Origin of the sequence: Microcystis panniformis FACHB-1757 (genome assembly GCF_001264245.1) — a bacterium.
Taxonomy (GTDB): Bacteria; Cyanobacteriota; Cyanobacteriia; order Cyanobacteriales; family Microcystaceae; genus Microcystis; species Microcystis panniformis.
Genome location: NZ_CP011339.1, coordinates 4,105,432 through 4,132,271, shown reverse-complemented (window position 1 = coordinate 4,132,271; position 26,840 = coordinate 4,105,432). Strand labels below are relative to the sequence as shown.

The window sequence follows — 26,840 nt, the reverse complement described above, 5'->3', positions numbered from 1 at the left end:
ACCGAATTGACATTATTGACAGACCTAGTTAAAATAGAGTACAGACACACACATTTTAAACCAACAATGAAAGCAAGGTATCAATATCGCCTTTACCCAACAGACCAACAAAAAAAGCTTTTGTCTCAGTTGTTCGGGTGCGTGCGTGTCGTCTGGAACGATACCTTAGCTTACTGCCAAGAACTCTATCAACAAGGATAAAAAAAGCCAAAATATACCGAGTTGTCTAAAAGAATCACTCAGATTAAAAAAACCAAAGAAAAACAGTGGTTAACTGAAGTTTCTTCTATTCCTTTACAACAGTCTTTGAGAGACTTAGAGACTGCTTACTCTAACTTCTTTGCATCTTGCAAGGGAGAGAGAAAAGGAAGAAAAGTCAAACCTCCTAAATTTAAGAAGCGTAAATCTAAGCAATCAGCAAGATTTACTGACAATGGTTTTACCGTTAACCAGCACTGCGTTACTTTAGCGAAAATCGGCGATCTAAGAATAGTTTGGAGTCGTCCATTACCTTCTAAACCTTCTAGCGTCACCGTGATTAAAGATGCAGCAGATCGCTATTTTCTCAGCTTTGTTGTCGAGATTCAGTCCGAAATACTTCCTAATAACGGGGAGTCCGTGGGAATCGATCTAGGGATTGCTACTTTTGCGACTCTCTCAACAGGGGAAAAGATAGACGCACCGAAACCGTTAAAGAAACAATTAAAACGGCTAAGAAAGGCACAGAAAAACCTTTCTAGAAAACAGAAAGGAAGTAAACGACGGGAAAAAACTAGGAAACGAGTAGCTAAAATCCACGCAAAGATTAAAGACGCTCGCACTGATTTCTTGCAGAAACTATCCACTAGAATCGTTCGTGAAAATCAAACGATAGTTTTAGAGGATTTAAACACATCGGGAATGCTTAAGAATCGCAAGTTATCCCGTGCCATATCAGACTTAGGATGGCGTTCTTTCCGAGATATGCTATCGGCAAAATCTGATAAATATGGGCGTGATTTTCGGATAATTTCTCGATGGGAGCCAACGTCTCAGCGATGTTCCTGTTGTGGGAATATCGGCGGTAAGAAAGCATTAAATATCCGTGAGTGGGAATGTCTTTTCTGTGGGACTTTCCATGATCGAGACGTGAACGCCGCAATTAAGTGCGATTCGTTCAGTCGAAACCTAGAAATAGGGGGATGACTGGCCTCTGTTGAGTAACCCTAACTGGGTTGAGTACGCACTTTAATCCTCAGCAGATGACAACTTCATAACCTTGTAAGTGAGGGCTAGTATCCTAGAAACCCCAAGTCTTACCTTCCAGACGCAGGAATGAAAGCAAACGCCCTTACGGTAGCGACTAGCCATCAATCCGTAAAGCAGGGAATCGAGCGGAAAAAGCGACTTATAGCCTAAATAAGTCAACCGTAAGCAAGTTCCTATGGATAACGAAAGTTAAGTCATCGTCCGAATTACCGTTACGGCGAAGCAGTGAAATAAGGCTGACACACTGCCAGTACCAAAAGGTCAATAGTATAGGGTGGTATAAGGATTTGTATCGATATACCAAGCGTTACCCAAAAACTCGGTAAAAAGATGACATCCTAAAGGGAACAAACCAAAGGTTAAGAGGAACGAAGTAACCCTATTATTACTCTTTAGTAAAGGTCGAAAACTAAGAGCAGTCAGCTAAGACGAAAACTCTGCAATACAGCAGGTAATAGTAGGGAAAGATTGAGTCAAAAGCCAACGCCTATTTGTAACGAATAGGATATGCAGACGGACTCACGATTACATGGAATGAAAAGTTGTAAGTAGTAATGTAAAAGTTATGACCACTGTTCAACAGATGGATAAATGGAAGACTTGGCAAGACATCAATTGGAAAAAGGTTGAACGTCAGGTTTTTAAGTTACAAAAACGAATTTTCAGAGCGTCTAGTTGTGGAGATGTCAAGAAGGTTCACAGACTCCAAAAATTATTGTTAAAGTCCTACAGTGCTAAAGCGTTAGCGGTGCGTAGAGTAACCCAAGACAATCAAGGAAAGAAAACCGCAGGTGTGGATGGAGTTAAATCTCTAACCCCAAAACAACGGTTAACCCTAATGACTGAACTAAACTTGGGAACAAAGGTCAAACCCACACGCCGAGTATGGATTCCCAAACCCAACGGCGAAAAACGACCTTTAGGAATACCTACCATGAAAGACCGTGCCTTACAAGCACTAGCTAAACTGGTACTAGAACCAGAGTGGGAAGCCAAATTCGAGCCTAACAGCTATGGATTTAGAGTAGGACGCTCTTGTCACGATGCTATAGCAGGGATATTCCAAGCCATTAACAAAAAGGCAAAGTATGTTCTTGATGCAGATATAGCTAAATGCTTTGACCGCATTGACCATCAAAAACTGTTAGAAAAACTTAACACCTACCCAACCATGAGGAAACAAATCAAATCATGGTTAAAAGCAGGAGTCATAGACGACAAACAGTTATTCCCAACCTCAGAAGGTACACCGCAAGGCGGAGTGTTATCGCCATTATTGGCAAATATAGCACTTCATGGGTTAGAGGAATTGGTTATGAATCTAGCACCCTCATTTGACATGAAACGCAAAGACGGGACACAAATGAGTGTTAGAGACAAAATAAAATCAGTGACCTTAATCCGATATGCAGACGATTTTGTGGTACTACATGAAAACCTAGGGGTTATTCTCCTAATCAAAAAGGAAATAGAGGGATGGTTACAAAACATCGGACTTGAGTTAAAACCAAGTAAAACAAGAATAGCCCACACACTGAGAGAACATGAAAGCGAACAAGCTGGATTCGACTTTCTAGGGTTTAATATAAGACAATTTCCCGTCGGTAAATACACCTCGGGAAAAGTCAGAGGTAATCTGCTTGGTTTCAAAACAATAATAACCCCTAACAAAGAGAGTCAAATAAGACACTATAGAGAACTTAAACGCATCATAAACACCAGCAAGGGAATCAACCAAGCTGAACTCATTAAAAGGTTAAACCCTGTAATAAGAGGATGGTGCAATTACTTCTCAACAGTGGTTAGTCAGAAAATCTTTGAAAGATTAACCCACATCCTAGGGCATAAACTCATCAAATGGGGGATAAAACGCCATCGAAACAAAGGAAGAAAGTGGATTTCTAAAAGACACTTTCACACAATAGGTGGCAATAACTGGGCTTTCACAACCAGAGAAGAAAATAATCCTCTAAGGTTGTACGAACATAGAGAAACGGAAATCCGACGCTATGTGAAGGTCAAAGGGAACGCCTCACCCTACGATGGAAACCTAGTTTATTGGAGTTCAAGAATGGGGACTCATCCCGAAATGCCAACAGAAATTTCAAAACTGTTGAAAAAGCAAAAAGGGAAATGTACTCACTGTGGACACTTCTTAAGAGATGGGGATTTAATGGAGATAGACCACATCACCCCTAAATCACTAGGGGGAATAACAGTTACAATAACCTCCAACTTCTTCATCGACATTGCCATGATGAAAAGACAGCCAATGATGGCAGTCTAGGCAACAAATCTGACTGCAATAGTGTCAAGCCAGAACCGCCCATACCAGATAATTACATCTGGGTAAAGGATATGTTGGTAATGACGTAGGAATGACAAACCCCGTGTAGTTGAGGAGCGGAATGACGAGAAATTGTCACGTTCCGTTTTGTAGAGCAGTAGGAGAGGCGACTCTCTTACTGACTTTAATTATCAAGGTCGCCGGTGGGCAATCGGAGACCTTAAAAAACGGACGGGTCGGACAGCATAAGACTTCTGTTAAAGAAGCAGCGTCCTGTGAAGCGTCAACCCAGCCGAAGATCATTCAATTAAGCTTGTTTGATCTGCCGGTCATCACCGTCCGGCCCTGGCGGTGAGGATGTCAACTCTTTATTTGTATATTTTTAAACTTGTATAAAATTGATTTAAGTTTTGTAAAAAGTACTTGACAAAATCCGATCGAGATCAAGGATAACCCTATCCTTAGGGTGGACAAAATGTGGTAAGGTGGATTGAGTAATAAAACTGATCACTAACCTATTATCAGTGACAAGTGCCAAATTCGCCAGAGAAGGCTAAATATAACTATGTCCAAACGGTTTAAATTCGACTCCTCCGAGATGATTTATCTCACCGATAAACTGATGAATGCGGCCAGCAATCGTTACTCGATCGTCGTGCAAGTCGCTAGACGGGCCAAACGCGTCCGCTACGATACCGTAGAAAATATCGACGACCCGATGATTAAACCCGTCCAACGGGCCCTGATGGAAATGACTGACGAATTAACCGAACCGGAATTATTACGCGATTAATCCCCTAAAATTGCCGAGGAAACCCACCCCTACATTTCATCGGGGTTGATACCCAGTGATCTTAGTCTTTCCGCTAGTCGTTGGGCTTTTTGTTCCGCTTGCTGTTTGGCGAAACGTTCTTGCTCGGCGATCGCTTCGGCTGCCTGTTTAGCCAAACGTTCTTGTTGGGCATTCAAACGTTCTTGTTGGGCATTCAAACGTTCTTGAGCGGCGATGGCCGCCGCTGCCCTTGCCCTTTCCTCTGCGGTTAAATAGCGATTTCCCGATTGATCATACCAATAAAGCCATTCTCGCACCCAAGCGATATGTTCTCCCTGCTCATATCCCAAGGCTAACCCGATTTCTGGCAACCATACCCGATTATTTTCAGGCTCTAAAAGCTCGTATTTCCCCGCTATAAGCTTATAAACCTCTAATCTCTCTCTATTTTTAAACCTTCCCCTTCTACCGCTCAAGGGATTGTAAATGGCGTAATAGAGAATGCCTAGGGTTTGATAATCCGCTAACTTTCCCTCATATTCCCCATTATATTTCTCAGAAATCACTTCCAGGGCCAATATCGGCATAATATAAGCTTCTTCCCAGAGAACATAGCTTAATCTTCCCCTTTCGCCGGTATCGTGTTTGACTCCAATGGCTAAAAATCCATCGGGTATGATCGCCGGTTCGTCGGGATTGTAATAAACTCCCATATCGACACCAAAATACCAATCATCCCGCCCCATCCAAATAAATGCTAATAAACTAAGTAATAGATTGGGAATGTCGTTCTGTAACTGGTTATCCACGGGTGTTTCGTCAGAACAGGGTAATTCTTCAGCAGTGGGAAGAAGGCGATTTTTATTGTAGGAAAGGTTAACCATAGCGATTGTTTTGACTAGGGAAATTACCAAGTATTCGGTTGAAAGTCGGCATCATTAATAATAGCCACCGTATCTCCGGAGGGTTTAATCACAAATAGACCTTTTTTATAAGCATAGCGATCGATTCCCTCGTTGATTTCAATTCCTGCCACTGCACCGTAGGCTCGATAGTTTTGATAATGGGGAAAAGCGATTTTAAAACGAGTCAATTTTTCAATAAATTCATCTACATCATCTTGAGATAATCGAGATTTACATTCCACCACCACAAGATCGGTATCATCCACCCCTAGGATATCAATTTCCATGGCGATACCTTGACGCTTGACTCTGGCACGGGGATAAACTTCCTTAATATCAATGCCTTTTTCCTGAAAAAGCCGTAAAACCGCCGGTTCTACCAATTCTTCCACAAATCGACCCCAGCGAGTGGTGAGACTATCTACCGCTTTGCTGGTTCGTTCAACCGTCCGTTTCAGTTCTGCCATGGAGCGATCGCTTTCTAGTTTAGATTCGGCCAGGAGGCTCTCTATTTCGACTCTATGGCGATCATATTCCGCCTTGGATTCGGCAACCAGGCGATCATATTCCGCCTTGGATTCGGCAACCAGGCGATCATATTCCGCCTTGGATTGGGCAGCCCGGCGATTATATTCCTCAGCCCGGCGATCATATTCCTCGGCGGAAGTGCGGAATAGCTGGTAAATATCCGCAAGAGTTACCGGTTCACTCATAGACTTGCCTCTAAAATACCCCTGATCATTTTAGCGATTCCGTCGAAAAGCTGGACAAGAGCCAGAGAGCAAAACGGCAAGAAATATTAAGAATTATTTAAAAGACTTGACAAATGTGCGGGGGGGTAAGGTTTCCTTATGAATTTTTGATTTTGTTCCAAAACTTACATAATCCTTACAACAATTTTACGTGAAACTACCCATTATCGGCATCCTATCAGGAGTTGCCCTTGCGACTCTAGGCATCTCTGGCATTGCAGAAGCTTTTCAACTGATTCCTTCTGGTCTTAGTCCTGGTAATCAGTATCGCTTGGTATTTGTTACGGATGGCACGATTCAAGCAACAAGCACTGACATAAATACCTACAATACCTTTGTTGACAATGAGGCGCACACCTCAACAATATTAAATGACGCTTTTACGAATGTAGGAATCGACCCTGCTAGTATTACTTGGAAGGTGATCGGTTCGACAGCTAGTGTGAATGCGATCGACAATACCTCAACCAATACAGTTGACACGAGTGTCCCTATCTATGGTCTAGATGGCAAACTGATCGCCTTCGGTAACTCCGACCTGTGGGATGGCGATATCTGTCCCCATATACCGGCGGCTGGCATCATTTGTCATGATGGTGGTATTTCGATGTCGCAATCTGGTCATTATTTATTCGGTGATGTGTGGACGGGGACTTTATCTTCGGGAGTTGCTTGGTCGGAACCTAATTTAGGTCCACTTGGGTCGGTACCAGTAACTATCGGATCGAGCTATGGAACGAACGTAACTTGGATTCGTTATGGGAGCGATTTTGGTCCAGGGTTTAACGGTCCGGTAGCATTCCGCCCTTTGTACGGAATCTCTTCGGTGCTGACGGTTCCCACCCCGACTGCGACCACTCCAGAACCTTCTAGCCTTCTCGGTTTTATCACCTTGGGCGGATTAATGCTAGGGGGTACCGTCCGCAAAGCGCGGAAGTAATACCTACAAGGGAGAGGAGGCGAGGGTTTCCTCTCTCGAAGCGGAGGTTTTCGATACTTTAAGTAGTCATGCAAAATTAATTACCTGCCCGATCGAGCTAAAACCCTTACGGGGCAATGATCGTCATGTGTAAATAATTTTGCCTAGGTACTTATTTGGTATCATCAAGTAAGAGAAGCTTGATTTATGTTGGTACAGAAATGATGAATCAAAAAATTACTGCTATTTTCAATGGAGAAGCTTTTTATCCTACTGAAACCTTTAATCTTAAGCCGAATACTAAAGTAAAATTGACAATAGAAACTCAATTAATTGATGAAGAGCAATTGCAAATAATGGCAGATGATCAGGATATTTTAGGAGAAATCGCTACCATTAATCAGGAGTTTATGGTCTCTGAAATGGACGGTTTGTAGAAAATGACTATCGCAAGAGGTGAAATTTATTTCGTTAATCTTAACCCGATTCAAGGAAAAGAGCAAGCAGGAACTAGACCAGTTTTAGTAAGTACCTAGGCAAAATTATTTACACATGACGATCATTGCCCCGTAAGGGTTTTAGCTCGATCGGGCAGGTAATTAATTTTGCATGACTACTTATTATCTATTGATGTGATCAATCAGTTACCCTTAGTGGTGATGGTAGTGGTGGGGACGAAAGGAGAAAATATTCGCCAAGATTATCCGACTAATGTTCGCGTTTCGACTGATGAAAGTGGGCTTCCTTTAGAAACAGTCTTTCTTGGTTTTCAAATTCGTTCAATTGATAAAAATCGCTTCCCCTCCGCACCAGTTGGGAAACTATCCGAAGAAAAAATGCAAGAAATTGAAACGGCAGTCCGATATTGCCTAGGATTGTAAGGAGATTTTATATTTTTGGTAGGGCGTTTATCCATAGCTCCTGCAAGCGTGGCGTTTGATTGATGCCAATTCTAGCAGATAGCCTCCAGACCCTCTGACCAAGGCAGTCCTGGCAGCGATAACCACAGCGCTCAACTTCCGCGAGAATGCTAATATAAAAAAGCTATTGGCTAATTTTTTCCTATTTTAACTCGCAATATGCTCCCGTCTAATCTCGATCGCATCGTCGAACGCCTCAAACGTCGTACCGATCCTAAGCAAAAATACGAACAATTACTAGCTTTTGCTAAAAAACTAGAACCAATACCAGAATCTGCCAAAATACCCGCTAATAAAGTTCATGGCTGTGTATCCCAAGTTTATATCACTGCCGACATCGAAAATGGCCAAGTTTGGTACAAAGGGGATTCCGACGCACAATTAGTCAAAGGTTTAGTTGCTTTGTTAATCGAGGGGTTAAATGGACTGACTCCCACAGAAATCCTGCAAGTCACCCCGGATTTTATCGAAGAAACCGGTTTAAAAGTCAGTCTTACCCCTTCCCGCGCCAACGGATTTTATAATATTTTCCAATTAATGCAGAAAAAAGCTCTCGGTTTTCAGTTGGGAATGTCCGCTTAGATGTCTAGTTTTCTGGTTCCGGTTCCTTTGATTCGGGAATCTCGCAGTTTTGGAAACGAGTATCCACCAGCGAACGGGTACAACCCCAATTACTCGGTATTCCCGACGGCCAACCCATCCGCAAAGCTTCTGGACAGATGGCCATCACGGTTAACTGACAGTCAATTAACTGAAAACCCTCTTTCTCACACTGTTTGAGACTGTGTTTGAGAATGGAATCATTGTTAAATTCGATGGTTTTATTACACTGAATACAGACCAAATGATGATGGTGGTGGGGATAGGGTTGATTGAGTTCGTAGTGTTTATGACCCTCGGCCAATTCCAACTCCCGCAAAATTCCCATCCGCGACATCAGTTTAACACTGCGGTAAATTGTCGATAAACTAATTCCTTCCCCCTTTTGTCCAGCAATTCCTGCAATTCTTCGGCACTGAGATGATTGCCTTTCGGTAAATTCTGGAAAACGTGCAGAATTTTCTCTCGCTGGGGAGTTAAGCGCCACCCCCGCGCGTTGAGTTCCGCTTTCAGGGAGGAAGCAGTGTAGGCAGACATAAGCGATCAACTCTCAATAAAAGCTATTTAATTGACAATGATAGTCGTTTCGGCGAGCCATTGGCAACAATTTTAAGTAGTTGAAAATTCCCCCCGCATTCGAGTATGAAAAATTACTATGAAATCCTGCAAATTCCCCGTAATGCCAGTAATAATCAGATAAAAGCCGCTTTTCGTCGTCTGGCCCGGCAATATCACCCCGATTATAATCCCAATGATCCAGAAGCAGTGGCAAAATTTCGGGAAATTGAACAAGCTTATCGGGTTTTGAGCGATAAAGACAAAAGAAAAGAGTATGATCGCAGTTTATCCCCGGAAATACCCACTTTTAACCGCAGTGCCGAGGATTTTTATCAACAGGGATGGCACTACGCTCAAGAGAAAAATTATCAACTAGCGATCGCATTTTACCAGCAAGCGATCACAATTAATCCGCAATTTTGGCAGGCCTATCTGCAACGGGCGGAAGTTTACTACCATAATCAGCAGGATCGGCAAGTTTTAAGCGATTGTCGGCAAGTTTTGCAGTTAAAACCCGATTGTTCCCAAGCTTACTATTACCTCGGTTTATCCCGTCAACGACTCGGTTACACCCAATCCTCCCTAGAAGCTTATGGCAAAGCAATCGCCATTGACCCCAATAACCCCCAATTCTATTATCACAGAGGATTAGCTCTAGAGGAACTCTCGGAACTGCCAGCAGCACGAAAAGATTTTCAAATAGCAGCCAAGAAATTTAAGCAACAGGGAAATTTTCGCCGCTATCATGCCATTGCCAATAAGTTAAGAGATGCTCATAAAAGTTATCGACAACAGCAATCAATCAAGTGGTCAAAAACTCTTTTTATTGTTTTTAATTTGCTGAAAATCTCTGGCTCATCTTTGCTCAAACCTAAGACCGGTCTAGCACAGTCTTTTTTAAAGCTTAACCGTAATCAGGCTTTGGCTACGGGTGCATTAGCAGCAATAATCAGCAGTTTTTTTATCGCTTTTACTTGGCAAAACTGGACAGTTAAATCTGAGTTTTTGCTGTTATTAGGCTGGGCAGTATTTCCTTTTATTATTCTGACTTTATCTAGTTGGTTTGGCAGAAAATTAAGTAATAAATATGGTAGTTTTACTGGCGATATATTTTTAGCTGGCCTAATAGTTTTGCCCTTTTCCCTCGTCATTTTGCTCACTTCCTATTTATCCATAAATGGCGATATTATTGGCGCAATTATCGGTGTAACGGGCGGTTATCTAACCGGAATGCTCTACTATGGTTATCGCCATTTATCCAATATTTCTTCGCCGATCTCTTTACTTTTACTCCCTTTTGTGCTAGGTTTTCTTACGGTTAATATCTGGGGAGTTTATTATTATCTCTAAATCTTCTGGAGTATTACAGTTAAATAAAATCTCGGAATTATCGATAATCAATTCCTCCACCACAGCGACATTTAACCATTTTTGAAAAGCAGTTCCCCCTTGCTGAATATAAGTCTGCAAAGATTCTAAACAACGACGATGATAAAAAGCACAGAGAGGCTCCCAACGATTGCCGCACCGAGGAACCAAAGCCATGGCATTTTCTGGTACAGTGGCTAATAATCTTGACCATTCTTGAATAATTGGAGGCGTTAGTAAAGGTAAATCGCAAGGGAGTAATAAAACCCAATCGGTTGATACAAAAGTTAATGCCAAGGCAAAGGCCAATAAAGGCCCCCTAGTGGGAAGCGGTTCCTTAATTATCCGGCAGTATTGGGGAATGATCAGTTCATAACGTTCTGGCCAAGGCGTAATCACAGACACTTGCACCGCACAATCTTGGGCAATTAAACAAGTATTCTCTAGAAAAGAGAGACCCTGAAAAGATAACAATGCTTTATCTCGTCCCATACGGGAACTTTGACCACCAGCCAGAATTAACGCCGTTAAAGCCGGAAAATCACCCATAATAACTTATATTCTCCTCTGCCTAAGTAGGGTTTGCGGCAAAAAGTTTGTTGGTGGAGTCAGTTATCAGTTATCAGTTATCAGTTATCAGTTATCAGTTATCAGTTATCAGTTATCAGTTATCAGTTCACTGAGAAAACTCCCCACACCCCACACCCCACACCCCACACCCCACTTCCCCATCTGCTTAACTGCGTTTCCAAGTATTCCAAGCGACTTTCAAACCGATCAAGAGGCGACGGCTGCCACGATCGAGCTTGCTGAGACCAGCTTTAGCACTACCGAGACTGCGATCGACTCCTTGGACAACTTGGCGGGTACTTTTGACCCCTTCATCGATATTTTCGGTTAATTCGCTGATTTCCGCCCCTGTTAGGCGAATTGCTTCTAGAGTCGGGGGAAATTCCCGATGGAGGGTATCGAATAATTTTTCGGCACTGCGGGCTGCCCGGGCTAACTCTTGCAGGGCAGGTAAAGCAGCGATGAAAACCGCCGTTAAACTAACGGCGACTAGCAGTAAAGAACATCCTAGCCAGAAAATAGGTTCGGTCATTTAATGGTCATTCGAGTGATGATTATCGCCTTGGGGGGAGTCTTCTGAGTCGGGGAAAGGATTGTCCGTGGCTAGACTTTGACTAGCTTCGATTCCGGCTGTCACCGCCTCTTTTAATCTCATTAAAGTATCATCCCAATTACGCCGGGCCGATTCCGATAGGCGATCGGCCTGTAATTGCATCGTCGTGGTCAGATCTTCGGCTAATTCAGGCAAAGCCCGGGCGGATTTTTGCAGAATTCGACGGGTTTCTTTTCCAGATCTCGGCGCTACTAATAAACCCGCCACTGCCCCGATCGCACTGCCCACTAAAACCCCGACGACGAATAAGCCACCGTTACCGTTATTTTTATCTGCCATAGGATTGCCCCTGTACTTAATTCCCAATTTTACGAGCAATTACACTGCTCTTGTGCAGTTTCTTCGGCAAAAATTTTGACCTGTTGCTCTTGGCAAGCAAAAACAGACCTAGAAGGGATAACTTGAGAAAAAACTAGCGATCGGGGAAAACCTGATTTTATGGCTGACTTTGAGCCAATAAGGGAGTGAAAAAGAAGAACCTCTGGGAGTCTTGCCGTGTTTCGACCCCAAAGGTTCTTCTTATACTGAACTTATACTCCTCACACGATATTTATATTACTGGACTTCCCCGTTGACAAAAAGCCATAACCTGTGCTGTAGAAGGGATTAAGAAAATTTCCGCTGCCCCGTTACTGGGTACAAATCAGGGAAACTCCCAATAAATCTAACGCTTTTTGTTGCAGTTGGGTCGGTCGAGTTATCTTAGAAAAACGATAACTTCCCTCCCTAATCGTACATTCCACTGTATTCAAGCAAATTGTCCCCAGATCTTCCAACAAAGTCCGAAAGCTATGCACAGGAAAATTCTCTTGATTCCGTTTTTTTCTCTCTTTAGATTGAGCGGATTCACTGCGACTCGCCTTAATCACATTCAGAGAACCATCATCAATTTCTTCATCCTCAAATAACAAAGGAGCCAAGGACTGTTTTAAATGCCATTCCACATAATAAGCCAACATACATAAAAAGATATGGGCTTTAACTCTATCACCCTTATAATGATAGATAGGACGTACCTTTAAATCAATTGACTTATAACAGCGAAATGCCTCCTCCACTTGAGATAAACTTTTATAAGCTTTAACCGTCGTCGCTGCATCCATCAAGGTTGACTCCAGAGAAGTTCTTAACACATACACACCATCCAAGGCCGTTTCTTGAGCGATTAATTCCAGCTTACGCTGATAAGAAAAGCCTTCCTCTGTTATCTCTAGGTTATAGTATTTATTGACTTTAAACTGATTAAGAATCTTGCCCACTCTCAAAGCTATCTTATCTTGACCCTTTAAAGCTCTTTTCTCCCTTTGAGTCGCCTGAACAATCAAATCTAGTTCCTTCTCTACCGCTTCTAATAATGCCTCTCTTTGTAGTTGATTTTTCTGGGCAATGAAGGGATTACGACAAGCAATTAATCTTTCATCGGGATAATCTTCACTCTCAAATTCCACCAAGTTTACCTGATCAAATAATCCTAATTGAATCACTTCTACCTCAGCCAGTTTCCGAATTTGAGGCTTAGTTAAACCAGTAATATAGTCTAATCCTTCTATGGGTTTTACTAATTCCTTGATTTTCGAGTTGGTGAAAATTCCTCTATCGCTTACCCAGACCACATTCTCAATCCCCCAACCCTTTCTGACTTTCTCAATTTGTCCGCTTAAAGTAGCACCGTCTGAGGTGTTTCCTTCAAATACTTCTACCGCTATCGGACAACCCTTAGCTGAACAGAGCAGACCAAAAACTATCTGAGTTTTCCCTTTCTTTTTATCTCGATTATCACCATATTTTCCCAGTTCACAACCATCTCCTTCTAGGTAAGTAGAAGTGACATCATACAAGACTAATGTTCCTGATTCCAAGTGTTTAAGTGCTAGGTGCTTCTCAATTTTCTCTTGTTTTTCTAATAACCAATCTAAGGCGTTATATAATTCGTCTTCATCGGCTTTCTCTAAGTCTAACAATTGTCCTAAACTCTGACTGCAAGTTTCGCTATTAAACCCTCTCGCTGTGGCTAATTTCGATTTAGGATTGATGATTCTTGCCACAATCATTGCCACCACTACGTTTCTGATTCGTGAGGATTTTTCACTGATTATTTTATCTAAACCTAATTTTTTAATCGTCTCTAAAATAGCCATCACATGACCATGAGGAAGACTTCTAATCACTTCAAAATGATTGGGAATGCCTTCATTCATGGACAGTGTTGCCCCTTTAAGAGCCAGTTTCAGATTGTCGATAATATCATCGGGTAATTTTGAGAGATTGGCCAGGGTTCTTTTTTTGACTTGATCTCCTTCTCGGTAGGACTCCCGAAGAAGAACAGCGGGGGGAGAATTACGGTTAGGAACTTTTTCTATATACATGGCTATCATTCTAGCAAATGGAGAGAATTTTTGTCCATTAAGAAATGTTACAAATTACATGGGTACATTAAGGAAAGTTAAGGGGGTGCATCCATTGATGGATAAGGGTTTTCGGCTATTATGGTATATATGTATGGGGGAAGTTCAGATATTACACACAATCCGCTGCTTTTGTCAAGAGGTTTACGAAATTTTTTCCACAGACCTCTGGCCAAATTAATTTTCTATGGCCGGTAGGCGCTCTTGCTGGGGACAGTTAAGTAGGGTTTGCGGCAAAAAGTTTTTCCTGGGGGCAGGTGGGGTGTGGGGTTTTATCGATTTTCAGGACAAAAGTAAAGTTAACTGTGGGGTAAGAAGAACGTAGGTTGGGTTGAAGCATGAAACCCAACGCCCGATTATGTTACGCTACCGCTAACCCATCCTACAAATAATTGTACCTCCCTACTTATCAGACTAAATCCTGTTTAAAAGCTATGGCAGAGTGGGGAGAGGGAAGTAGGGGGTGGTATCAACTATTGCCTTCAAGCCATGTTTTTAAATCTCGTTCTGGTTTGGCCACATTGAATAAATGTAAACCAAAATCCTCTGAAATATCTTGACAAATTTTCACTCCTCTGATGCTGTTGCCTTTTTCATCTAAAAGGGGCGAAAAAGTGCCAATTCCCAACTGATGGGGGACTACTGCCGTAATTCCGCCCCCGACACCGCTTTTTGCTGGTAATCCTACTCGATAGGCCCATTCTCCCGAAGCGTCGTACATTCCACAGGTAAGCATAACACTGATCACATCTTGAACGTAGTGTTCATCGATCGCCCGTATTCCTGTGATTGGGTTGACACCCCCATTAGCCAAGGTAGCGGCCATCAGGGCTAAATCGTGAGCATGGACGAGGATGGCGCATTGTTGACAGTAAAGGTCGAGGGTTTCTTCAATTTTATCGCTAACCATGCCAAAATTTAGCATCAGATAGGCCATGGCCCGATTACGATTGCCGGTGGATTTTTCCGAGAGAAAAACGGGGACATTAATCTCGTGATCCCTACCCGTATAGCGTTTAAACATTTCCAAAATACGTTTTAGCCTTTCCGTGGCATTCTGTCCGGTGATTAAATCCGTAGTAGCGATCGCACCAGCATTAACCATAGGATTATAGGGACGATTGGTTTTTTCATCGAGAATAATCGAGTTAAAAGCTTCCCCCGTGGGTTCAACACCGACTTTACTGTTAACGTATTCCCTTCCGTGATCTTCTAGAGCTAATCCAAAGACAAAAGCTTTAGAAATCGATTGTACTGTAAAGGTTTGCCGACAGTCTCCCACCTCAAAAATCTGACCGTCAGTGGTAATTACCGAAATACCAAACCATTGTGGAGCTGCTAGGGCTAATTCCGGAATATAATCGGCGATCTTACCCGTCTGTAAATCAGAGTATTTGTCGTGAAGATAGTTAAGATAGTTGCGAAAAGGATAGACCAACTTTTGACCAGAATTGACCGGACTAATAAAATCTTTTGGGGAAGCCATAGAGGAGTATAGCAGTTATCTTAATAATGAGTGACAAAGTTGTGGTTTTGGCTAGTCAGTGGCCGGTATTGAGGAGACGATGCCCAATGAAGTTATAATTAGATTAACTGCCGTAATTTTGCCTGTAAAGTCTTTTTGCCGAATTTAGTTACAGTTTGTTGACGCAACCATTGCGGGTGACAACGTTGATCCTGACCTGGCAAAATTTCTAAACAAGCTTGAGCCACCTTTTCGGCATCTCGATAGGGAACGCGCCACCCCACCAAACCATCCTGCAGCGGTTCTGCTGAACCGTCCTCATCTCCAGAAATCACGGGAATACCACAGGCCATGGCCTCTAGGTAAACAATCCCGAATCCTTCCCGGGAGGGCATAACGTAAGCATCGGCTAAACGATAATGGTCGGCTAATTCCTCCGTCGGGACAAAACCCGCGAAAATTACCTGTTTATCCACTCCTAACTGCTTGGTTAAAGCTTCTAACCTGGGGCGATCGTCCCCACGTCCAATGACTAGATATTTTACTTCGGGATAAGTCTCTAGAATTGTCGGCAGGGCCCGAATGGTAACATCTACCCCTTTATGGATATCCCCCGACCACAACCGGGCCACTGTTAATAAAACTTTGGCATTTTCCATATCATATTTTTTGATTAATGTCAAGGACTTTTCACCTAAATTAAACTTTTCCTCATCCACCACACAGGGGAGAATTGCTACTTTTTTGGGATCGATAGCGTTAGCCTTACACATAAGATCGCGAGTGTAACGGCTAATTGTCCAGATCGATGCGGCCGCTTGCAGGGCTTGTTTTTGGGAATTTGGTAAAGGTTCCCAGACTTCATTGCCGTAGGTGAGGACGGTGTAGGGTATGCCTAAAGCTTGACAGTAAAGACGGGTGAGAGGAGCTAAATTTATATGACCACAAAAAACCCGTTGGGGACGTTTCCGGAGGAGAGAAACTAGAAACTTAAGGGCTAATTGAATGCGTCCGAGAGTTGCTGAGTTATTTTTCAGGTAATGAAAGGTAATACCTTGATTTTTGAAAGGATTAGGACAATCAGGGGCATCCCGCAGTAAAAAAACCTCGGCCGCCTCGCAATCGGGCAAAGTGAGATAAGCTTGCAGGACATCCTTGATATAGGATTGAATACCGCCTTCTTGGGAAAAAATCTCTAAAAATAGGAAGATATGAGGCATCATAGAACGTCAGCGTCAAAAAGTTTTAGGTTTGGCGAAAAAATTTTCCCCGATCTCTTATCTGTACTATCACACTTTCTTGATCTATTTCGATCGTCTCCCCAGTAATAGCTCCTAACCGCTAACAGTCCGAAAAAGAACAATCTGGGCGATCTTCTCGCTTGTAAGTAGGGAGGCACAATTATTTGTAGGATGGGTTAGCGGTAGCGTAACCCATGCGGGAGTTGGGTTTCATGCTTCAACCCAACCTACGTTCATCTTATATTTAATTCCACCCACCTACTTAACTGCCAGAATAAGGGGAATTCCGATGCTGATAGCTAAAATAACTGATATTAGTCAGTTTAGCTGATGATGCTGCCAGGGCGATAGATAAAAAGTGAAGGACGGGGAAATAGTCAGAATTTTCCTGGATGCCAAAGATCAAGCTATTTCTTTGTCCCTTGTGTCATCGGGGAATCTTCCCTTTTAACGCTAGATATTTTCAGGAATTACTAGAGACAAAAAAAATTAAAGTTCCTCAACTGCTCCCAGAACGGTTAAGCTTATTTTAATCTCTGTAATTGCTTTTATGGCTCATTTGACTTCTGAAAGACTCAATTTAACCACAAAAATCGCCTATGGTGCGGGGGATTTGGGACCGGCTATCACTGCCAATATCTCGGTATTTTACCTGCTATTTTTCCTCACTGATGTGGCAGGATTATCGGCAGGATTAGCTGGTAGTGTGCTGATGGTGGTGAGAATTTTCGACGCTATTAACGATCCGATCATTGGCATGTGGAGCGATCGAACTCGTACTATCTGGGGTCGTCGCTTACCATGGATGTTATTGGGGTCGATTCCCTTCGGAATTAGCTATTTTTTACTGTGGTTAATCCCGACTAATAACCAATTATGGCTATTTTTATATTATATTTTTATTGGTATTATCTTTAATTTAACCTATACAGTAGTCAATCTTCCCTACCAGGCACTCACCCCTGAATTAACTTATGATTATAATGAGAGAACCCGCTTAAATAGTTTTCGTTTTGCCTTTTCCATCGGGGGCAGCATTCTCTCATTAATTCTCTATATTATCGTCTCATCGTCCTATGCCAACGATCTCCATCAAGCTTTTTTATTGTTAGGTGTAGTTTGTGCTTTAATGTCGATTATAGCAGTTATTTTGTGCGCTTTAGCTTTACAAGAACGAGGAGCAAAAGCGATTCTCAATTCTCCCCAGAAAAAAGTTTTGGCAATTGCTTTTATAGTTATCGGTGCGCTTTCCTTGGTCTATGGACTAGGAAAAATTGGGGTGAATCCCAGAGACTTTATCGCTATTTCCACAATTTTATTAGGAATAGAAGGGATAGTTTCGGGGTTAACCCTTTACTATGGCAAAACTGAAAATCATCTCAAGGATAGCGCGGCAATTAAACAGAGAGAAGCGGATAATAATACCGAAACTATTCCCCTGAAAGAACAATTAAAAATAGTTTTTGGTAATCGTCCCTTTTTATACGTTATTGGCATCTATCTTTGTGCTTGGTTAGGAGTACAATTAACCGCCTCGATTTTGGTTTACTACGTCGTCAGCTACATGAGACTATCGGAAGCAGAATCGGGTTTAGTCGCTTTGGCAGTACAGGGAACAGCTTTAGTGATGTTATTTTTCTGGCAAGCAGTTAGTCAGAAATTAGACAAAAAGATAGTCTATTTTTTAGGGATGACATTCTGGATTATTGCCCAAATTGGTTTATTTTTGCTCCAACCCGGACAAATAACTTTAATGTATGCTTTGGCAGTTTTGGCAGGATTTGGCGTATCTGTGGCCTATTTAATTCCTTGGTCAATGGTTCCCGATGTGATTGAATTAGACGAATTAGAAACAGGAAAACGTCGAGAAGGTATTTTTTATGCTTTCATGGTACTTTTGCAAAAAATTGGTTTAGCTTTGGGGTTATTTCTTGTCGGTATTGCTCTAGAAACATCGGGTTTTAAACCGAGAATCCCAGGAGAAGCAATTCCCCTGCAGCCAGATAGTGCTTTAATAGCAATTCGCCTAGCAATTGCTCCTTTACCGGCATTTTTTCTGATCATTAGCTTAATTCTTGCCTATTTTTATCCAATTACTCGCCAAGTTCACGCCGAAATTTTAGACCAATTAGCAACAAGAAGACAAGAGGAAAAGTAAACATCAGTTTTTTGAGAAACACTGTCAGTTAAACCCCGTAATAATTTTTCTTCTTCAGGTTCCAATCGTTTTGTAAATTATCAAGACAAAGTTATACTAAATCCGTTGAGTATAGGCTACATATCAGGACAGGCACTCATGCAAAAGGGGAAATAAATAATCAGTTTTTAATAACCGGATTTAGTATTAGACCCATGATTGCAGACATTTTTGAAAATTTTACTTTTTAGGATGGTTTTCCTGAATTGAGATTCTCCCCCCTACTAAAGCAAGGGGGAAAAAAAATCAATTGGCACGCTGTTCAACCAACAGTTGGTAAGCATGATTAAAATCAGCCGTTGTAATGCGAATCTCAGCCGGGTCAGTCATTCCCTGATGGCGATAACGACGAATTGCCATCAGTGCCGCTTGGTTACATAATAACGCTAAATCTGCGCCATTCCAGCCTTCGGTTGCCTCGGCCCAATAGCCTAAATCCACATCCTGTAAAGGACGTTCATCATTATGAACCCCGAGAATTGCTAAACGACTAGAGGCATTCGGTAAATCAACTTTTAACTGTAAATCCAACCGTCCCGCTCGCAATAAGGCTGGATCTAACGCATCTGGGCGATTAGTGGCTCCAATCACTAAAATCGTTGCCCCCGTTTGCAATCCATCTAACTCCGTGAGGATTTGTCCCACAACCCGGTCACTCACTCCTGAATCCCCACTATAACGACCTCTTGCTGGTGCTAAAGTATCAATTTCATCAATAAAAACCACACAAGGGGCTGCCTGACGAGCTTTGGCAAACAACTCACGCACCGCCTGTTCACTCGCACCCACCCATTTACTCAAAAGCTCAGGTCCATTAATACTAATAAAATTAGCTCGCGCCTGAGATGCAACCGCTTTGGCCAATAAGGTTTTTCCCGTTCCGGGAGGACCCCAAAGTAAAATACCTTTGGGAGCTTGGGCTTTGGTTTGCGTATATAATTGCGGATGGAGTAATGCCCCTTCCACGGACTCCTGTAGGGTTTGTTTAATCTGTTCAAGTCCGCCAATATTGTCCCAAGCCACATGGGGAGATTCCACTTCCACAGACCGCAATACCGCCGGTTTAACTTCTTTAAGGGCTTGCAAAAAGTCGGCTTGGACCACCGTCATTGTTTCCGGAATTTGCGAGTCAATCGTAGGAACCTGGCGCCGCAAAGCACTATAGGCCGCTTTCTGGCAAACGGCTTTTAAATCTGACCCGACAAATCCCACCGCATTATCGGCAATCAGAGCTAAGGAAACTGATTCATCTAGGGGCATGGAACGGGTGAGAATTTGCAGGATTTCTAAACGGCCTTTGCGGTCAGGCACCCGAAAGAGGACTTCTCGGTCAAACCGTCCAGGGCGACGGAGGGCAGGGTCAAGATGGTCGGGACGGTTTGTCGCCGCTAGAACAATCACCCCTCGGCTTTGGGCAAAGCCATCCATTAAACCCAGCAATTGGGCCACCAGTCTTTTTTCTACTTCCCCTTCAACTTTACTGCGATCGGGTGCCATGCTATCAATTTCGTCAATAAAAACGATACAAGGCGCATTCTTACCGGCTTTCTCAAAAATTCCCCGCAGTTTTTGTTCAGCCTCCCCATAATATTTGCTGATCACCTCTGGTCCGACTAAGGCAATATAGTTAACACCGAGTTCTTCGGCCAAAGCACGGGCGGTCAGGGTTTTACCGGTTCCAGGGGGTCCGACTAAGAGAACGCCGCGAGTGGGTTCAAGTCCTAACTTGGCCAACAAGTCAGGGCGTTTCAGGGGAATGGCAATTAGTTCCTTGAGTTCTTTAATCACTTCCGTCAAGCCACCAACATCTTTCAGGGAAGACGTGGTCGGTCCTTCGGGCGGTGTCACAGTGTCTTCAACCCCTGAATCGGTGGGGGATGAGCGATTGCGATTGACCTCAAAATCATCCCCAGCAGAATTGCTCTGACGAGAAACTCCCCCTGAACGGGGAATACCGCCAGAACGGGGAATATTACTCAAGGGACGGGAATTAAATTGCATTTCGGTTTTAATTTCCCCTTTTTCCAGTTTCTCTTCCAAGATTTTAGCCAGTTCGACTAATTGCTCGAAGCCTTTGAATAATTCTGCCATAAAATTTCTCCTGAGTCAAGTGAAAGATGGGGACTGGGTGATAGATGGGGTTAAGAAGTCCGACTTGATCAGACTAATTACCTTTAAAATAACAGATCTGCCGCGCCTTTTACCCGGGCTAGAGGTTCTACTGACCGGGGTAAACTGGGTAAGCGGATCAAAGTTTGATCTGGGAATAAATCCCGATCAATTTCCTCATTAGCATGATAACGATTCTGCACGACATAACGTTGATAGACTCCCATTTTTTTCAAAGATGCTGTCAATCGCAGTTGTTCGGCAACGATAGCATCTTGGGCTTGCAAAACTCCAATAAATTCTGTATGTTGGGGGTCTTTTAGTTTTTTCTGGGCAGACATCACTTGTTGTCTTAAGGTTCGTAATCGTCCCATTAAATCTACACGCCCTAAGACATTTTGATACTTCATCCAAAGCTTAAAAATCCAACTTAACCAATCTCCTAAAGCCGTTGGCATTTCCAAAAATCGCAGGAGATGACCGGTAGGGGCTGTATCTAAAATAATCAAATCTTGTTGTTTCTGGTCTAATAACTCCATTACTTTTACTAGGGACAACATTTCATCAATTCCAGGCAGAGATTGAGCTACAATTTGTCGCCAAGCTTCCGGAGTATAAGCTAGTTTGATGTTTCCTTCTTCGCTACCTTCACCACTAATCATTTCTGCCAGTTCCCATAAATAATCATCCCGAAATTTTTCTAAAATGATATTAGCATCAACTTCTTGACCACTTAAATTAGCAGTTAATTGTGTGGATTGATGTCCTAACTTTGTCCCAAAGGCATCTCCCAAAGAATGCGCTGGATCAATAGAAATAATTCTAATTTTTTGATCGGGATGACGATTAGCTAACGCCCAACCAATAGCCGCAGCAACGGTGGTTTTTCCCACCCCCCCCTTGCCACCAATGATAATGAGTTGGCGTTTGTCGTCAATAAAATCACTAAAACTCGGCAGAATTTTTTGCGGCCATTGAATAGGAGGCGGGGGAGTAAATTCTACTTTTTCGATGATTTTAATTTGACTCATGATCTGATCTAATGCTTCACCTCCTAGGGGTTCTTTTGATTGTTGGGGCAGGGTGAAAATTGTCTCTTGACCTGGAATTTTTAGGAATTTATCCAGGAGTTGCTGTTGCTCACTATAGCGATCTAAATTTTGATTAGGATCCGTTAGAATGCGATTAATAAATAAGCTGCCGCAGGGAATATTTAAGTGATGCAAACTATTGAGTAATCGTTCGGTTTCTAATAAACTCATCGGTTCGGCAATTGCCACAATTAAACAAAGGGTAAAATCCCGATCTTGTAGGATTCGTTTGCCTTCGGTTAATTCTGCTTGTGTTTTGACTAAAAAGTCATCCACATCATCGGCATTGTAGGTTTTTGAAAAAGTTTGCGAAATAACACGATGTTTTTCTTGAAACAACTCTAAAGAATTTAAAATAATCTCTAAAAAGTCTTTAATCCCCAATAAATTCAAGGTATGACCAGAGGGAGCCATATCAACAACAATTCGATCTACAACATTGTCAATAAGTAATCGTTGAATTTCTAATAGACCCATAATTTCATCTAAACCTGGCCAGTCTAAATCCCAAACAGGAGTTAAATCTTCTCCTTCAACAAAACTGCCCCGTTCTACTAAAAGTTCTAAAAATTTTCCGTATTTTTCTTTAAATTCTAAGAGCAATTTTTCCGCATCTAATGCCCTAACTTTTAAGTTGGGTAAGTCTTTTACAGGTGATGCTTGATCGCTAACTTCTGTTTGCAATACATCCCCTAAAGAATGAGCAGGATCGGTTGAGATTAACAGGATTTGTTCCTCGGGAAATAATTTAGCCCAACGGCGAGCAAATCCACAGGAAAGGGTGGTTTTTCCCACTCCTCCTTTGCCACTAAACATAACTAAATGTCGAGTGTCATAACGACTTAGAGAGTTATTTACCAAGTTAAAGTTAGTCATAGAGAAATCAAGTTAAGTAAAGTGATAGGGGGGAGAAACTTGTCCTAATTGTAATTCCCAACGGGGGCAGGCTTTCTGCCAATGCAAGACTTGCTCGATTAGTAAAGGTTCTTCTTGAAGATTAACTAAAAGATAAATTCGTGATTCTGTCCCCGGAGCAGTAATAATCCTCGTTGATGGATAGCTTTGGGTGATTAAATTCACGAGATTTTGCCATTCTGAACCTTGCAAAGTATAAAAATCTTGTTGGGCTTCATAAAGCTGTTTTTTGGCTAAAAAATATTGTCTGCCCTTGCTTTCAGAAGAGAGTACAGGCTCCTCTGGCTTACGGGGAATACATTTTAAAAGATATTCTCCTTTTCCCTCAAGTTCTTCAATTTTTTCTTGATATTCTTGGCCATGAGAACAAAGATGAGTCAGTAAATTTTCTGTCTCTAAAAAAGATGTGCCAAAACGTAAGGGTAAAATAGTGGTTTGTTGAAATAATTCACAGATGACTCGATCATGACATAAAACCGATTGAATCAAGCGTTCATCATCATTTTGTAAAGTGTCTAAACCAACTTCGGGTTCGACTACGGCCGATAGCTCTCCACCAGTTATCAGTAACAATGGGTTAGCCATTCCAACGGGTAATTTTAGGCTTTCTATGGGGGTTTTCAAAAAAGCGTAAGTATATAGATTGTACAATTTCATAGGGTTTACCAAAAGAAAATTGACGATTTTTTACAAGTTTTTATATTGGGGCGTTGATATGCTAGAATATTCTAAGTTATTCAGGGATTGTTATGACAACCACTCGTCCACCCAGACCAATTAGATCTAAAATTAGCACCATGCCTCGGAAACAATCTGAAGCAGATCACCAACTTGAGCTTTATAAGTTAATTACTGAAAAACAACGTATCCAAGAAAAATTAGAAATGATGGAGCGGCAGATTCAGCAATTAAAAAATCGTCTCACGTTTGTGACAGAGCAAATTGAGACTACAGAACAAAGTATTCAAAATTTGCGTACAGCCAACCCTCCTAGTGTAGCTAAAAAACCTGATTCCCCCAAAACTGTTGCTCACTCCTCTAATAATTCCAGTAATTTCCAAACTTTTTACCTAGAATATTAAGGCTTAACCAAGGGCTAGTTCTGACCAAGCTTCAACGAGTTCTTGAGCTTGTCAAATCCGCCCTTACTAAGCTTACAATTTGTGATTTTGTTCATGATCTATGTGGTGGGAAAGATTGCAAGTTTAGAGAGAAGATTCAGATTCGTTTTCTGCCTCTTCTTCTTCTAAGGTTTGAATTTTTAATAAAAGTTCTTCTTCCTGAATTTCAAACTCCTCCTCAGAAATGTTGCCCATATCGTAAGATAGTTGTAAGGATAATAACAATTTGTGCAAATTTTCCGCCTCATCATATTCTATATCTGCACGCTCTTGAATTTTCTCCCCAATCCAGATCAGACCCCCAATAGGACCGGTAACAGGAAGAAATAAAAGATCGAGAAACATAACTAATACTCTCCTTAGACAAGTTGGGCAAAGGTATAGGGTGCGGTTAAATTGTTATAGCGAATTCTTAGGCGATCACCAAACTGCTGATCGATCGCTTCAACGTTTTGGCTAAATTCCGGCTCTTGCTCCCAGGGAATTAAATAAGCTGCATTGTAAATCATGTCATCCGTCATCGGATCGCTTTCAATCACCTCTTGGGCGCGATGATTTAATTGGTCTCTAAAGACTTGAATAATGTCTTGTTTCCGTTGCAATACAGTGGCTTCAATGAGTTGACCTATATGAATAATTTCTTCCATATTTAAGTTTTTCCCCATCATCGCATCCCGTTCTTGCTTTAACTTCGGATTAGACTCCAAAGCCGCTTGTAATTCCCACTGATTATCCCAAAAAATCTTAATGCTAACCTCTCGTTGTCCTGACAGTTTAGCAAATAATTCTTTCAGTTGGGTTTTATAGGGAGTAATTAGTTGTTCGGTGACGGATTCCCAGGTTTTGATAACCAAGCCAAACCGCAGGGGCAACAACGTTGTAAACCCTGCTTCCATGACAGTTTCTAATACTTTTTCATGGCAAATTAAATAGCGACGGGATGCCAAATACTTCTCTTTATGAGCAGCGGAGTAGAGAAAACTAAAACCCTCAATCATCTCACTGTGAACTGGCTCATTATCAATCCCTTGCAAAACGAGTCCGTCAGGAACTGGTTCGGGAAATATTCCATATAAATAAAGACCCACTGTCATCAGTATTCTCCCAAATTAAACCGGCTGAGAAGTTAAAACCAAACGAAGCTTTAGATGAATTAAATCTAGTTGAGCTAAACCCAGATCAACATTTCCTTCCACAACAACCCCTGTATTGAGGAGTCTATCCACTAATTCTAACACAGAAGGCTTAATACCCTCCTCTCCCGGGTAATAACTCCCTGCTTCCGGTAAAAGAGTTCCAAACTCTCCTAGGTGGACATTTAACTCTTCTGGCTCAACCTCAAAAATTTCACACAAATAGAGAATTTGTTCTTGCAATTTTTGGATACTTTCTGCGGCTCTATCTAAATCAGACTCACTGAGAACCCCTTTTTCCATCCGGCGAATGATTTGGGCTTCGAGCAATTGGCGTACCAGTTCCACGACAGTTAACAGTAAAGGGGCTAAACCAGCTTGGCTATTACTTTCTGGACGGGTCAGCAAGGCTTGATTATCAGAATCGTAAGGTGTGCAAGCAAGTGTCATGGTTGGAATTGGTAAATGAGCAGTTTTTGACGGTGAGTCTCTAGTGGGGAGCTTGGCCAAGAAATTTTATCTGAGGGAAAATAATGATTTGACATACCCCACGCCGTAAACGGAAGTGGATTCTTGTAGCATCACTGCTGAGAATTTCTGGCTTAACGAGTCCACTTGAATTAGATTCTTGGCGAAATCCAACCCAGAGGTGGTTCTCTCCTCAGACTTTTGCGACCTTACAGAAGCCTGTTCTCGGGGGACCCTACGATACAGTTCAAAACCTCTAAAATAATTGGTTTCTCTGGTACTTGACGCTGAGAGCTTTTACCTATAGGAGCATTCCCCTATAGAACCCCATAACTCTAGTTTTCAAGGTGCGTTTATCCGGCGATGACTGGGTTTTTTAAGCGGTTGCTTACCCAGATCCCTATTCTTAATATCATACATCAGATCAAGTCGCCCTAAAAGGGCGAGGCTTTAAACCCAATTTTTCGGTAAACTTCTTTACCGTTTGAGGATTCAATTGAGGAATTTCAATGTATATAAAGAATGTGACTGATCGTTCGGACTGGGATCACGGCTCTCGATTGCACTTAATTTGGCTAAGGATTTTAAGGCTTGAAGTCGCCGTGAAAGTTCCAGGTTTTCTGCGAATAAAGCTTGGCATTGGCTAGGGAGGTAGGGATAACCTGGCAAGCCGTTAATCGCCGTTTCCCTTGCTTTATCAAGGGGGGCAATCGTCTCGTGTAAATTTCCTAACCTTTGAGGATTCAAGTGAGGAATTTCACGCATCTGAGGGATGTGCTTCATCGTTCGGACTGGTATCATGGCTCTCTATTGCAGTCAATTGGGTTAAGGATTTTAAGGTTTCAAGCTCAGTTTCTAGGGTTTGCAGTCGGAGTGAAAGTTCCCGATTTTCTGCTAGTAAAGCTTGGGATTGGCTATGGAGGTAGGGGTCTCCTTCCCACCAGTTGATTCCCATTTCCCTGGCTTTATCAACAGAGGCAATTAACAAACGAATGCGGATATTGATCAGTTCAGTGGAGGCAATCGAAACGGAAATATCGCCGGCAATCACAATTCCTTTATCTAAAACTCGTTCGAGTATATCCGCTAAACTCGAACCTTGAGTTGCTGTTTTTAGGGAGTTGCTTGACTGGTTTTTGAGCGAGCCAGCAAAAGTGGAAGAAGTCACGGTTGGTTTCACTCA

General features: G+C 42.2%; 23 protein-coding genes and 4 pseudogenes. 10 read left to right on the top strand and 17 right to left on the bottom strand.

From position 1 onward, the window contains the following. Window positions 1-66: 66 nt before the first annotated feature. The 3 genes and pseudogenes from VL20_RS19760 to VL20_RS19745 all read left to right on the top strand — a co-directional run bounded on the left by VL20_RS19760 (window position 67) and on the right by VL20_RS19745 (window position 4,328). Window positions 67-1,185: pseudogene (locus tag VL20_RS19760) on the top strand (RNA-guided endonuclease InsQ/TnpB family protein). Between the two features lie 628 nt (window positions 1,186-1,813). Further along, window positions 1,814-3,624 (top strand): annotated as a pseudogene (gene ltrA, locus VL20_RS19755) (group II intron reverse transcriptase/maturase). Window positions 3,625-4,100: 476 nt separating this feature from the next. Beyond that, entirely contained in the window at window positions 4,101-4,328 is a 228-nt protein-coding gene (locus tag VL20_RS19745) for a DNA-directed RNA polymerase subunit omega (protein WP_002761217.1), read from the top strand. A gap of 29 nt (window positions 4,329-4,357) precedes the next feature. Here the strand turns inward: VL20_RS19745 and VL20_RS19740 are convergent, their stop codons facing one another. Then, the gene (locus tag VL20_RS19740; RefSeq protein WP_052278521.1) at window positions 4,358-5,191 is read right to left on the bottom strand and encodes a Uma2 family endonuclease; all 834 of its coding nucleotides are present in this window, start codon (window positions 5,189-5,191) and stop codon (window positions 4,358-4,360) included. A gap of 23 nt (window positions 5,192-5,214) precedes the next feature. Further along, the gene (locus VL20_RS19735) at window positions 5,215-5,925 is read right to left on the bottom strand and encodes a hypothetical protein (RefSeq protein WP_052277542.1); all 711 of its coding nucleotides are present in this window, start codon (window positions 5,923-5,925) and stop codon (window positions 5,215-5,217) included. Window positions 5,926-6,115: 190 nt separating this feature from the next. Between VL20_RS19735 and VL20_RS19730 the strand changes: the two genes are divergently transcribed. From VL20_RS19730 to VL20_RS19715, 4 genes and pseudogenes are all read left to right on the top strand, one after another. After that, on the top strand, window positions 6,116-6,904 hold the full coding sequence (locus VL20_RS19730; RefSeq protein WP_002790181.1) for a PEP-CTERM sorting domain-containing protein: 789 nt from the start codon (window positions 6,116-6,118) through the stop codon (window positions 6,902-6,904). Between the two features lie 200 nt (window positions 6,905-7,104). Further along, window positions 7,105-7,320 carry a hypothetical protein gene (locus tag VL20_RS19725; RefSeq protein ID WP_002790182.1) on the top strand — a complete coding sequence of 72 codons (216 nt, stop codon included), beginning with the start codon at window positions 7,105-7,107 and terminating at the stop codon, window positions 7,318-7,320. A 3-nt stretch (window positions 7,321-7,323) separates the two neighbouring features. Continuing rightward, window positions 7,324-7,764: pseudogene (locus VL20_RS19720) on the top strand (type II toxin-antitoxin system PemK/MazF family toxin). Window positions 7,765-7,962: 198 nt separating this feature from the next. After that, window positions 7,963-8,385 carry a SufE family protein gene (locus VL20_RS19715; protein WP_052277541.1) on the top strand — a complete coding sequence of 141 codons (423 nt, stop codon included), beginning with the start codon at window positions 7,963-7,965 and terminating at the stop codon, window positions 8,383-8,385. A gap of 4 nt (window positions 8,386-8,389) precedes the next feature. Here the strand turns inward: VL20_RS19715 and VL20_RS19710 are convergent. Next, a pseudogene (locus VL20_RS19710) lies at window positions 8,390-8,940 on the bottom strand (transcriptional repressor). Window positions 8,941-9,045: 105 nt separating this feature from the next. Between VL20_RS19710 and VL20_RS19705 the strand changes: the two are divergent. Beyond that, complete coding sequence (locus VL20_RS19705; RefSeq protein ID WP_052277540.1) at window positions 9,046-10,311, top strand: DnaJ domain-containing protein; 1,266 nt, start codon at window positions 9,046-9,048, stop codon at window positions 10,309-10,311. On the opposite strand, the gene VL20_RS19700 is transcribed toward VL20_RS19705, so the two are convergent. From VL20_RS19700 to VL20_RS19670, 6 genes are all read right to left on the bottom strand, one after another. Next, window positions 10,264-10,878 carry a molybdenum cofactor guanylyltransferase gene (locus tag VL20_RS19700; RefSeq protein ID WP_052277539.1) on the bottom strand — a complete coding sequence of 205 codons (615 nt, stop codon included), beginning with the start codon at window positions 10,876-10,878 and terminating at the stop codon, window positions 10,264-10,266. The two genes, VL20_RS19705 and VL20_RS19700, sit on opposite strands and share 48 nt — an antisense overlap. Window positions 10,879-11,065: 187 nt before the next feature. Next, complete coding sequence (locus tag VL20_RS19695) at window positions 11,066-11,431, bottom strand: hypothetical protein (RefSeq protein WP_002766050.1); 366 nt, start codon at window positions 11,429-11,431, stop codon at window positions 11,066-11,068. Beyond that, a complete protein-coding gene (locus VL20_RS19690) occupies window positions 11,432-11,791 on the bottom strand; it encodes a YtxH domain-containing protein (protein WP_002790189.1) in 360 nt (119 codons plus the stop codon). Between the two features lie 350 nt (window positions 11,792-12,141). Then, entirely contained in the window at window positions 12,142-13,878 is a 1,737-nt protein-coding gene (locus VL20_RS19685) for an IS1634 family transposase (protein ID WP_052277538.1), read from the bottom strand. A 508-nt stretch (window positions 13,879-14,386) separates the two neighbouring features. Then, the gene (gene glsA / locus VL20_RS19675) at window positions 14,387-15,403 is read right to left on the bottom strand and encodes a glutaminase A (protein WP_052277536.1); all 1,017 of its coding nucleotides are present in this window, start codon (window positions 15,401-15,403) and stop codon (window positions 14,387-14,389) included. A 98-nt stretch (window positions 15,404-15,501) separates the two neighbouring features. Then, window positions 15,502-16,605, bottom strand: a complete 1,104-nt coding sequence (locus VL20_RS19670; protein WP_052277535.1) for a glycosyltransferase family 4 protein — start codon at window positions 16,603-16,605, stop codon at window positions 15,502-15,504. Window positions 16,606-17,173: 568 nt separating this feature from the next. Between VL20_RS19670 and VL20_RS19665 the strand changes: the two genes are divergently transcribed. Continuing rightward, on the top strand, window positions 17,174-18,781 hold the full coding sequence (locus VL20_RS19665; protein WP_052277534.1) for an MFS transporter: 1,608 nt from the start codon (window positions 17,174-17,176) through the stop codon (window positions 18,779-18,781). A gap of 285 nt (window positions 18,782-19,066) precedes the next feature. On the opposite strand, the gene VL20_RS19660 is transcribed toward VL20_RS19665, so the two are convergent. From VL20_RS19660 to VL20_RS19650, 3 genes are all read right to left on the bottom strand, one after another. After that, the gene (locus tag VL20_RS19660) at window positions 19,067-20,911 is read right to left on the bottom strand and encodes an AAA family ATPase (RefSeq protein ID WP_052277533.1); all 1,845 of its coding nucleotides are present in this window, start codon (window positions 20,909-20,911) and stop codon (window positions 19,067-19,069) included. 83 nt (window positions 20,912-20,994) lie between these two features. Next, complete coding sequence (locus tag VL20_RS19655) at window positions 20,995-22,896, bottom strand: ArsA family ATPase (protein WP_081417846.1); 1,902 nt, start codon at window positions 22,894-22,896, stop codon at window positions 20,995-20,997. A 12-nt stretch (window positions 22,897-22,908) separates the two neighbouring features. Continuing rightward, window positions 22,909-23,592 carry a GvpL/GvpF family gas vesicle protein gene (locus tag VL20_RS19650; protein ID WP_002758519.1) on the bottom strand — a complete coding sequence of 228 codons (684 nt, stop codon included), beginning with the start codon at window positions 23,590-23,592 and terminating at the stop codon, window positions 22,909-22,911. 92 nt (window positions 23,593-23,684) lie between these two features. Between VL20_RS19650 and VL20_RS19645 the strand changes: the two genes are divergently transcribed. Next, window positions 23,685-24,017 carry a gas vesicle protein gene (locus tag VL20_RS19645; protein ID WP_002758520.1) on the top strand — a complete coding sequence of 111 codons (333 nt, stop codon included), beginning with the start codon at window positions 23,685-23,687 and terminating at the stop codon, window positions 24,015-24,017. Window positions 24,018-24,140: 123 nt separating this feature from the next. On the opposite strand, the gene VL20_RS19640 is transcribed toward VL20_RS19645, so the two are convergent. From VL20_RS19640 to VL20_RS19620, 5 genes are all read right to left on the bottom strand, one after another. Further along, window positions 24,141-24,401: a gas vesicle protein GvpG gene (locus tag VL20_RS19640; protein WP_002758521.1), complete on the bottom strand. Its 261-nt coding sequence runs from the start codon at window positions 24,399-24,401 to the stop codon at window positions 24,141-24,143. A gap of 14 nt (window positions 24,402-24,415) precedes the next feature. Further along, on the bottom strand, window positions 24,416-25,150 hold the full coding sequence (locus tag VL20_RS19635; RefSeq protein ID WP_002758522.1) for a gas vesicle protein GvpF: 735 nt from the start codon (window positions 25,148-25,150) through the stop codon (window positions 24,416-24,418). 15 nt (window positions 25,151-25,165) lie between these two features. Beyond that, a complete protein-coding gene (locus tag VL20_RS19630) occupies window positions 25,166-25,639 on the bottom strand; it encodes a gas vesicle protein K (RefSeq protein ID WP_002758523.1) in 474 nt (157 codons plus the stop codon). 510 nt (window positions 25,640-26,149) lie between these two features. Continuing rightward, window positions 26,150-26,458 (bottom strand): hypothetical protein, encoded by a 309-nt coding sequence (locus tag VL20_RS19625; protein WP_052277531.1) that lies wholly within the window; start codon window positions 26,456-26,458, stop codon window positions 26,150-26,152. Next, window positions 26,415-26,825: a gas vesicle protein gene (locus VL20_RS19620; RefSeq protein WP_052278520.1), complete on the bottom strand. Its 411-nt coding sequence runs from the start codon at window positions 26,823-26,825 to the stop codon at window positions 26,415-26,417. The genes VL20_RS19625 and VL20_RS19620 overlap by 44 nt, the downstream gene beginning before the upstream one ends. Window positions 26,826-26,840: the final 15 nt, after the last annotated feature.

Coding starts and splice junctions, on each gene's coding strand:
- VL20_RS19700 (WP_052277539.1), bottom strand. CDS start 10,878: ATGGGTGATTTTCCGGCTTTAACGGCGTTAATTCTGGCTGGTGGTCAA.
- VL20_RS19735 (WP_052277542.1), bottom strand. CDS start 5,925: ATGAGTGAACCGGTAACTCTTGCGGATATTTACCAGCTATTCCGCACT.
- VL20_RS19745 (WP_002761217.1), top strand. CDS start 4,101: ATGTCCAAACGGTTTAAATTCGACTCCTCCGAGATGATTTATCTCACC.
- VL20_RS19625 (WP_052277531.1), bottom strand. CDS start 26,458: ATGATACCAGTCCGAACGATGAAGCACATCCCTCAGATGCGTGAAATT.
- VL20_RS19660 (WP_052277533.1), bottom strand. CDS start 20,911: ATGGCAGAATTATTCAAAGGCTTCGAGCAATTAGTCGAACTGGCTAAA.
- VL20_RS19670 (WP_052277535.1), bottom strand. CDS start 16,605: ATGATGCCTCATATCTTCCTATTTTTAGAGATTTTTTCCCAAGAAGGC.
- VL20_RS19635 (WP_002758522.1), bottom strand. CDS start 25,150: ATGACAGTGGGTCTTTATTTATATGGAATATTTCCCGAACCAGTTCCT.
- VL20_RS19715 (WP_052277541.1), top strand. CDS start 7,963: ATGCTCCCGTCTAATCTCGATCGCATCGTCGAACGCCTCAAACGTCGT.
- VL20_RS19740 (WP_052278521.1), bottom strand. CDS start 5,191: ATGGTTAACCTTTCCTACAATAAAAATCGCCTTCTTCCCACTGCTGAA.
- VL20_RS19695 (WP_002766050.1), bottom strand. CDS start 11,431: ATGACCGAACCTATTTTCTGGCTAGGATGTTCTTTACTGCTAGTCGCC.
- VL20_RS19725 (WP_002790182.1), top strand. CDS start 7,105: ATGATGAATCAAAAAATTACTGCTATTTTCAATGGAGAAGCTTTTTAT.
- VL20_RS19685 (WP_052277538.1), bottom strand. CDS start 13,878: ATGTATATAGAAAAAGTTCCTAACCGTAATTCTCCCCCCGCTGTTCTT.
- VL20_RS19655 (WP_081417846.1), bottom strand. CDS start 22,896: ATGACTAACTTTAACTTGGTAAATAACTCTCTAAGTCGTTATGACACT.
- VL20_RS19630 (WP_002758523.1), bottom strand. CDS start 25,639: ATGACACTTGCTTGCACACCTTACGATTCTGATAATCAAGCCTTGCTG.
- VL20_RS19705 (WP_052277540.1), top strand. CDS start 9,046: ATGAAAAATTACTATGAAATCCTGCAAATTCCCCGTAATGCCAGTAAT.
- VL20_RS19650 (WP_002758519.1), bottom strand. CDS start 23,592: ATGAAATTGTACAATCTATATACTTACGCTTTTTTGAAAACCCCCATA.
- VL20_RS19665 (WP_052277534.1), top strand. CDS start 17,174: ATGGCTCATTTGACTTCTGAAAGACTCAATTTAACCACAAAAATCGCC.
- VL20_RS19640 (WP_002758521.1), bottom strand. CDS start 24,401: ATGTTTCTCGATCTTTTATTTCTTCCTGTTACCGGTCCTATTGGGGGT.
- glsA (WP_052277536.1), bottom strand. CDS start 15,403: ATGGCTTCCCCAAAAGATTTTATTAGTCCGGTCAATTCTGGTCAAAAG.
- VL20_RS19645 (WP_002758520.1), top strand. CDS start 23,685: ATGACAACCACTCGTCCACCCAGACCAATTAGATCTAAAATTAGCACC.
- VL20_RS19690 (WP_002790189.1), bottom strand. CDS start 11,791: ATGGCAGATAAAAATAACGGTAACGGTGGCTTATTCGTCGTCGGGGTT.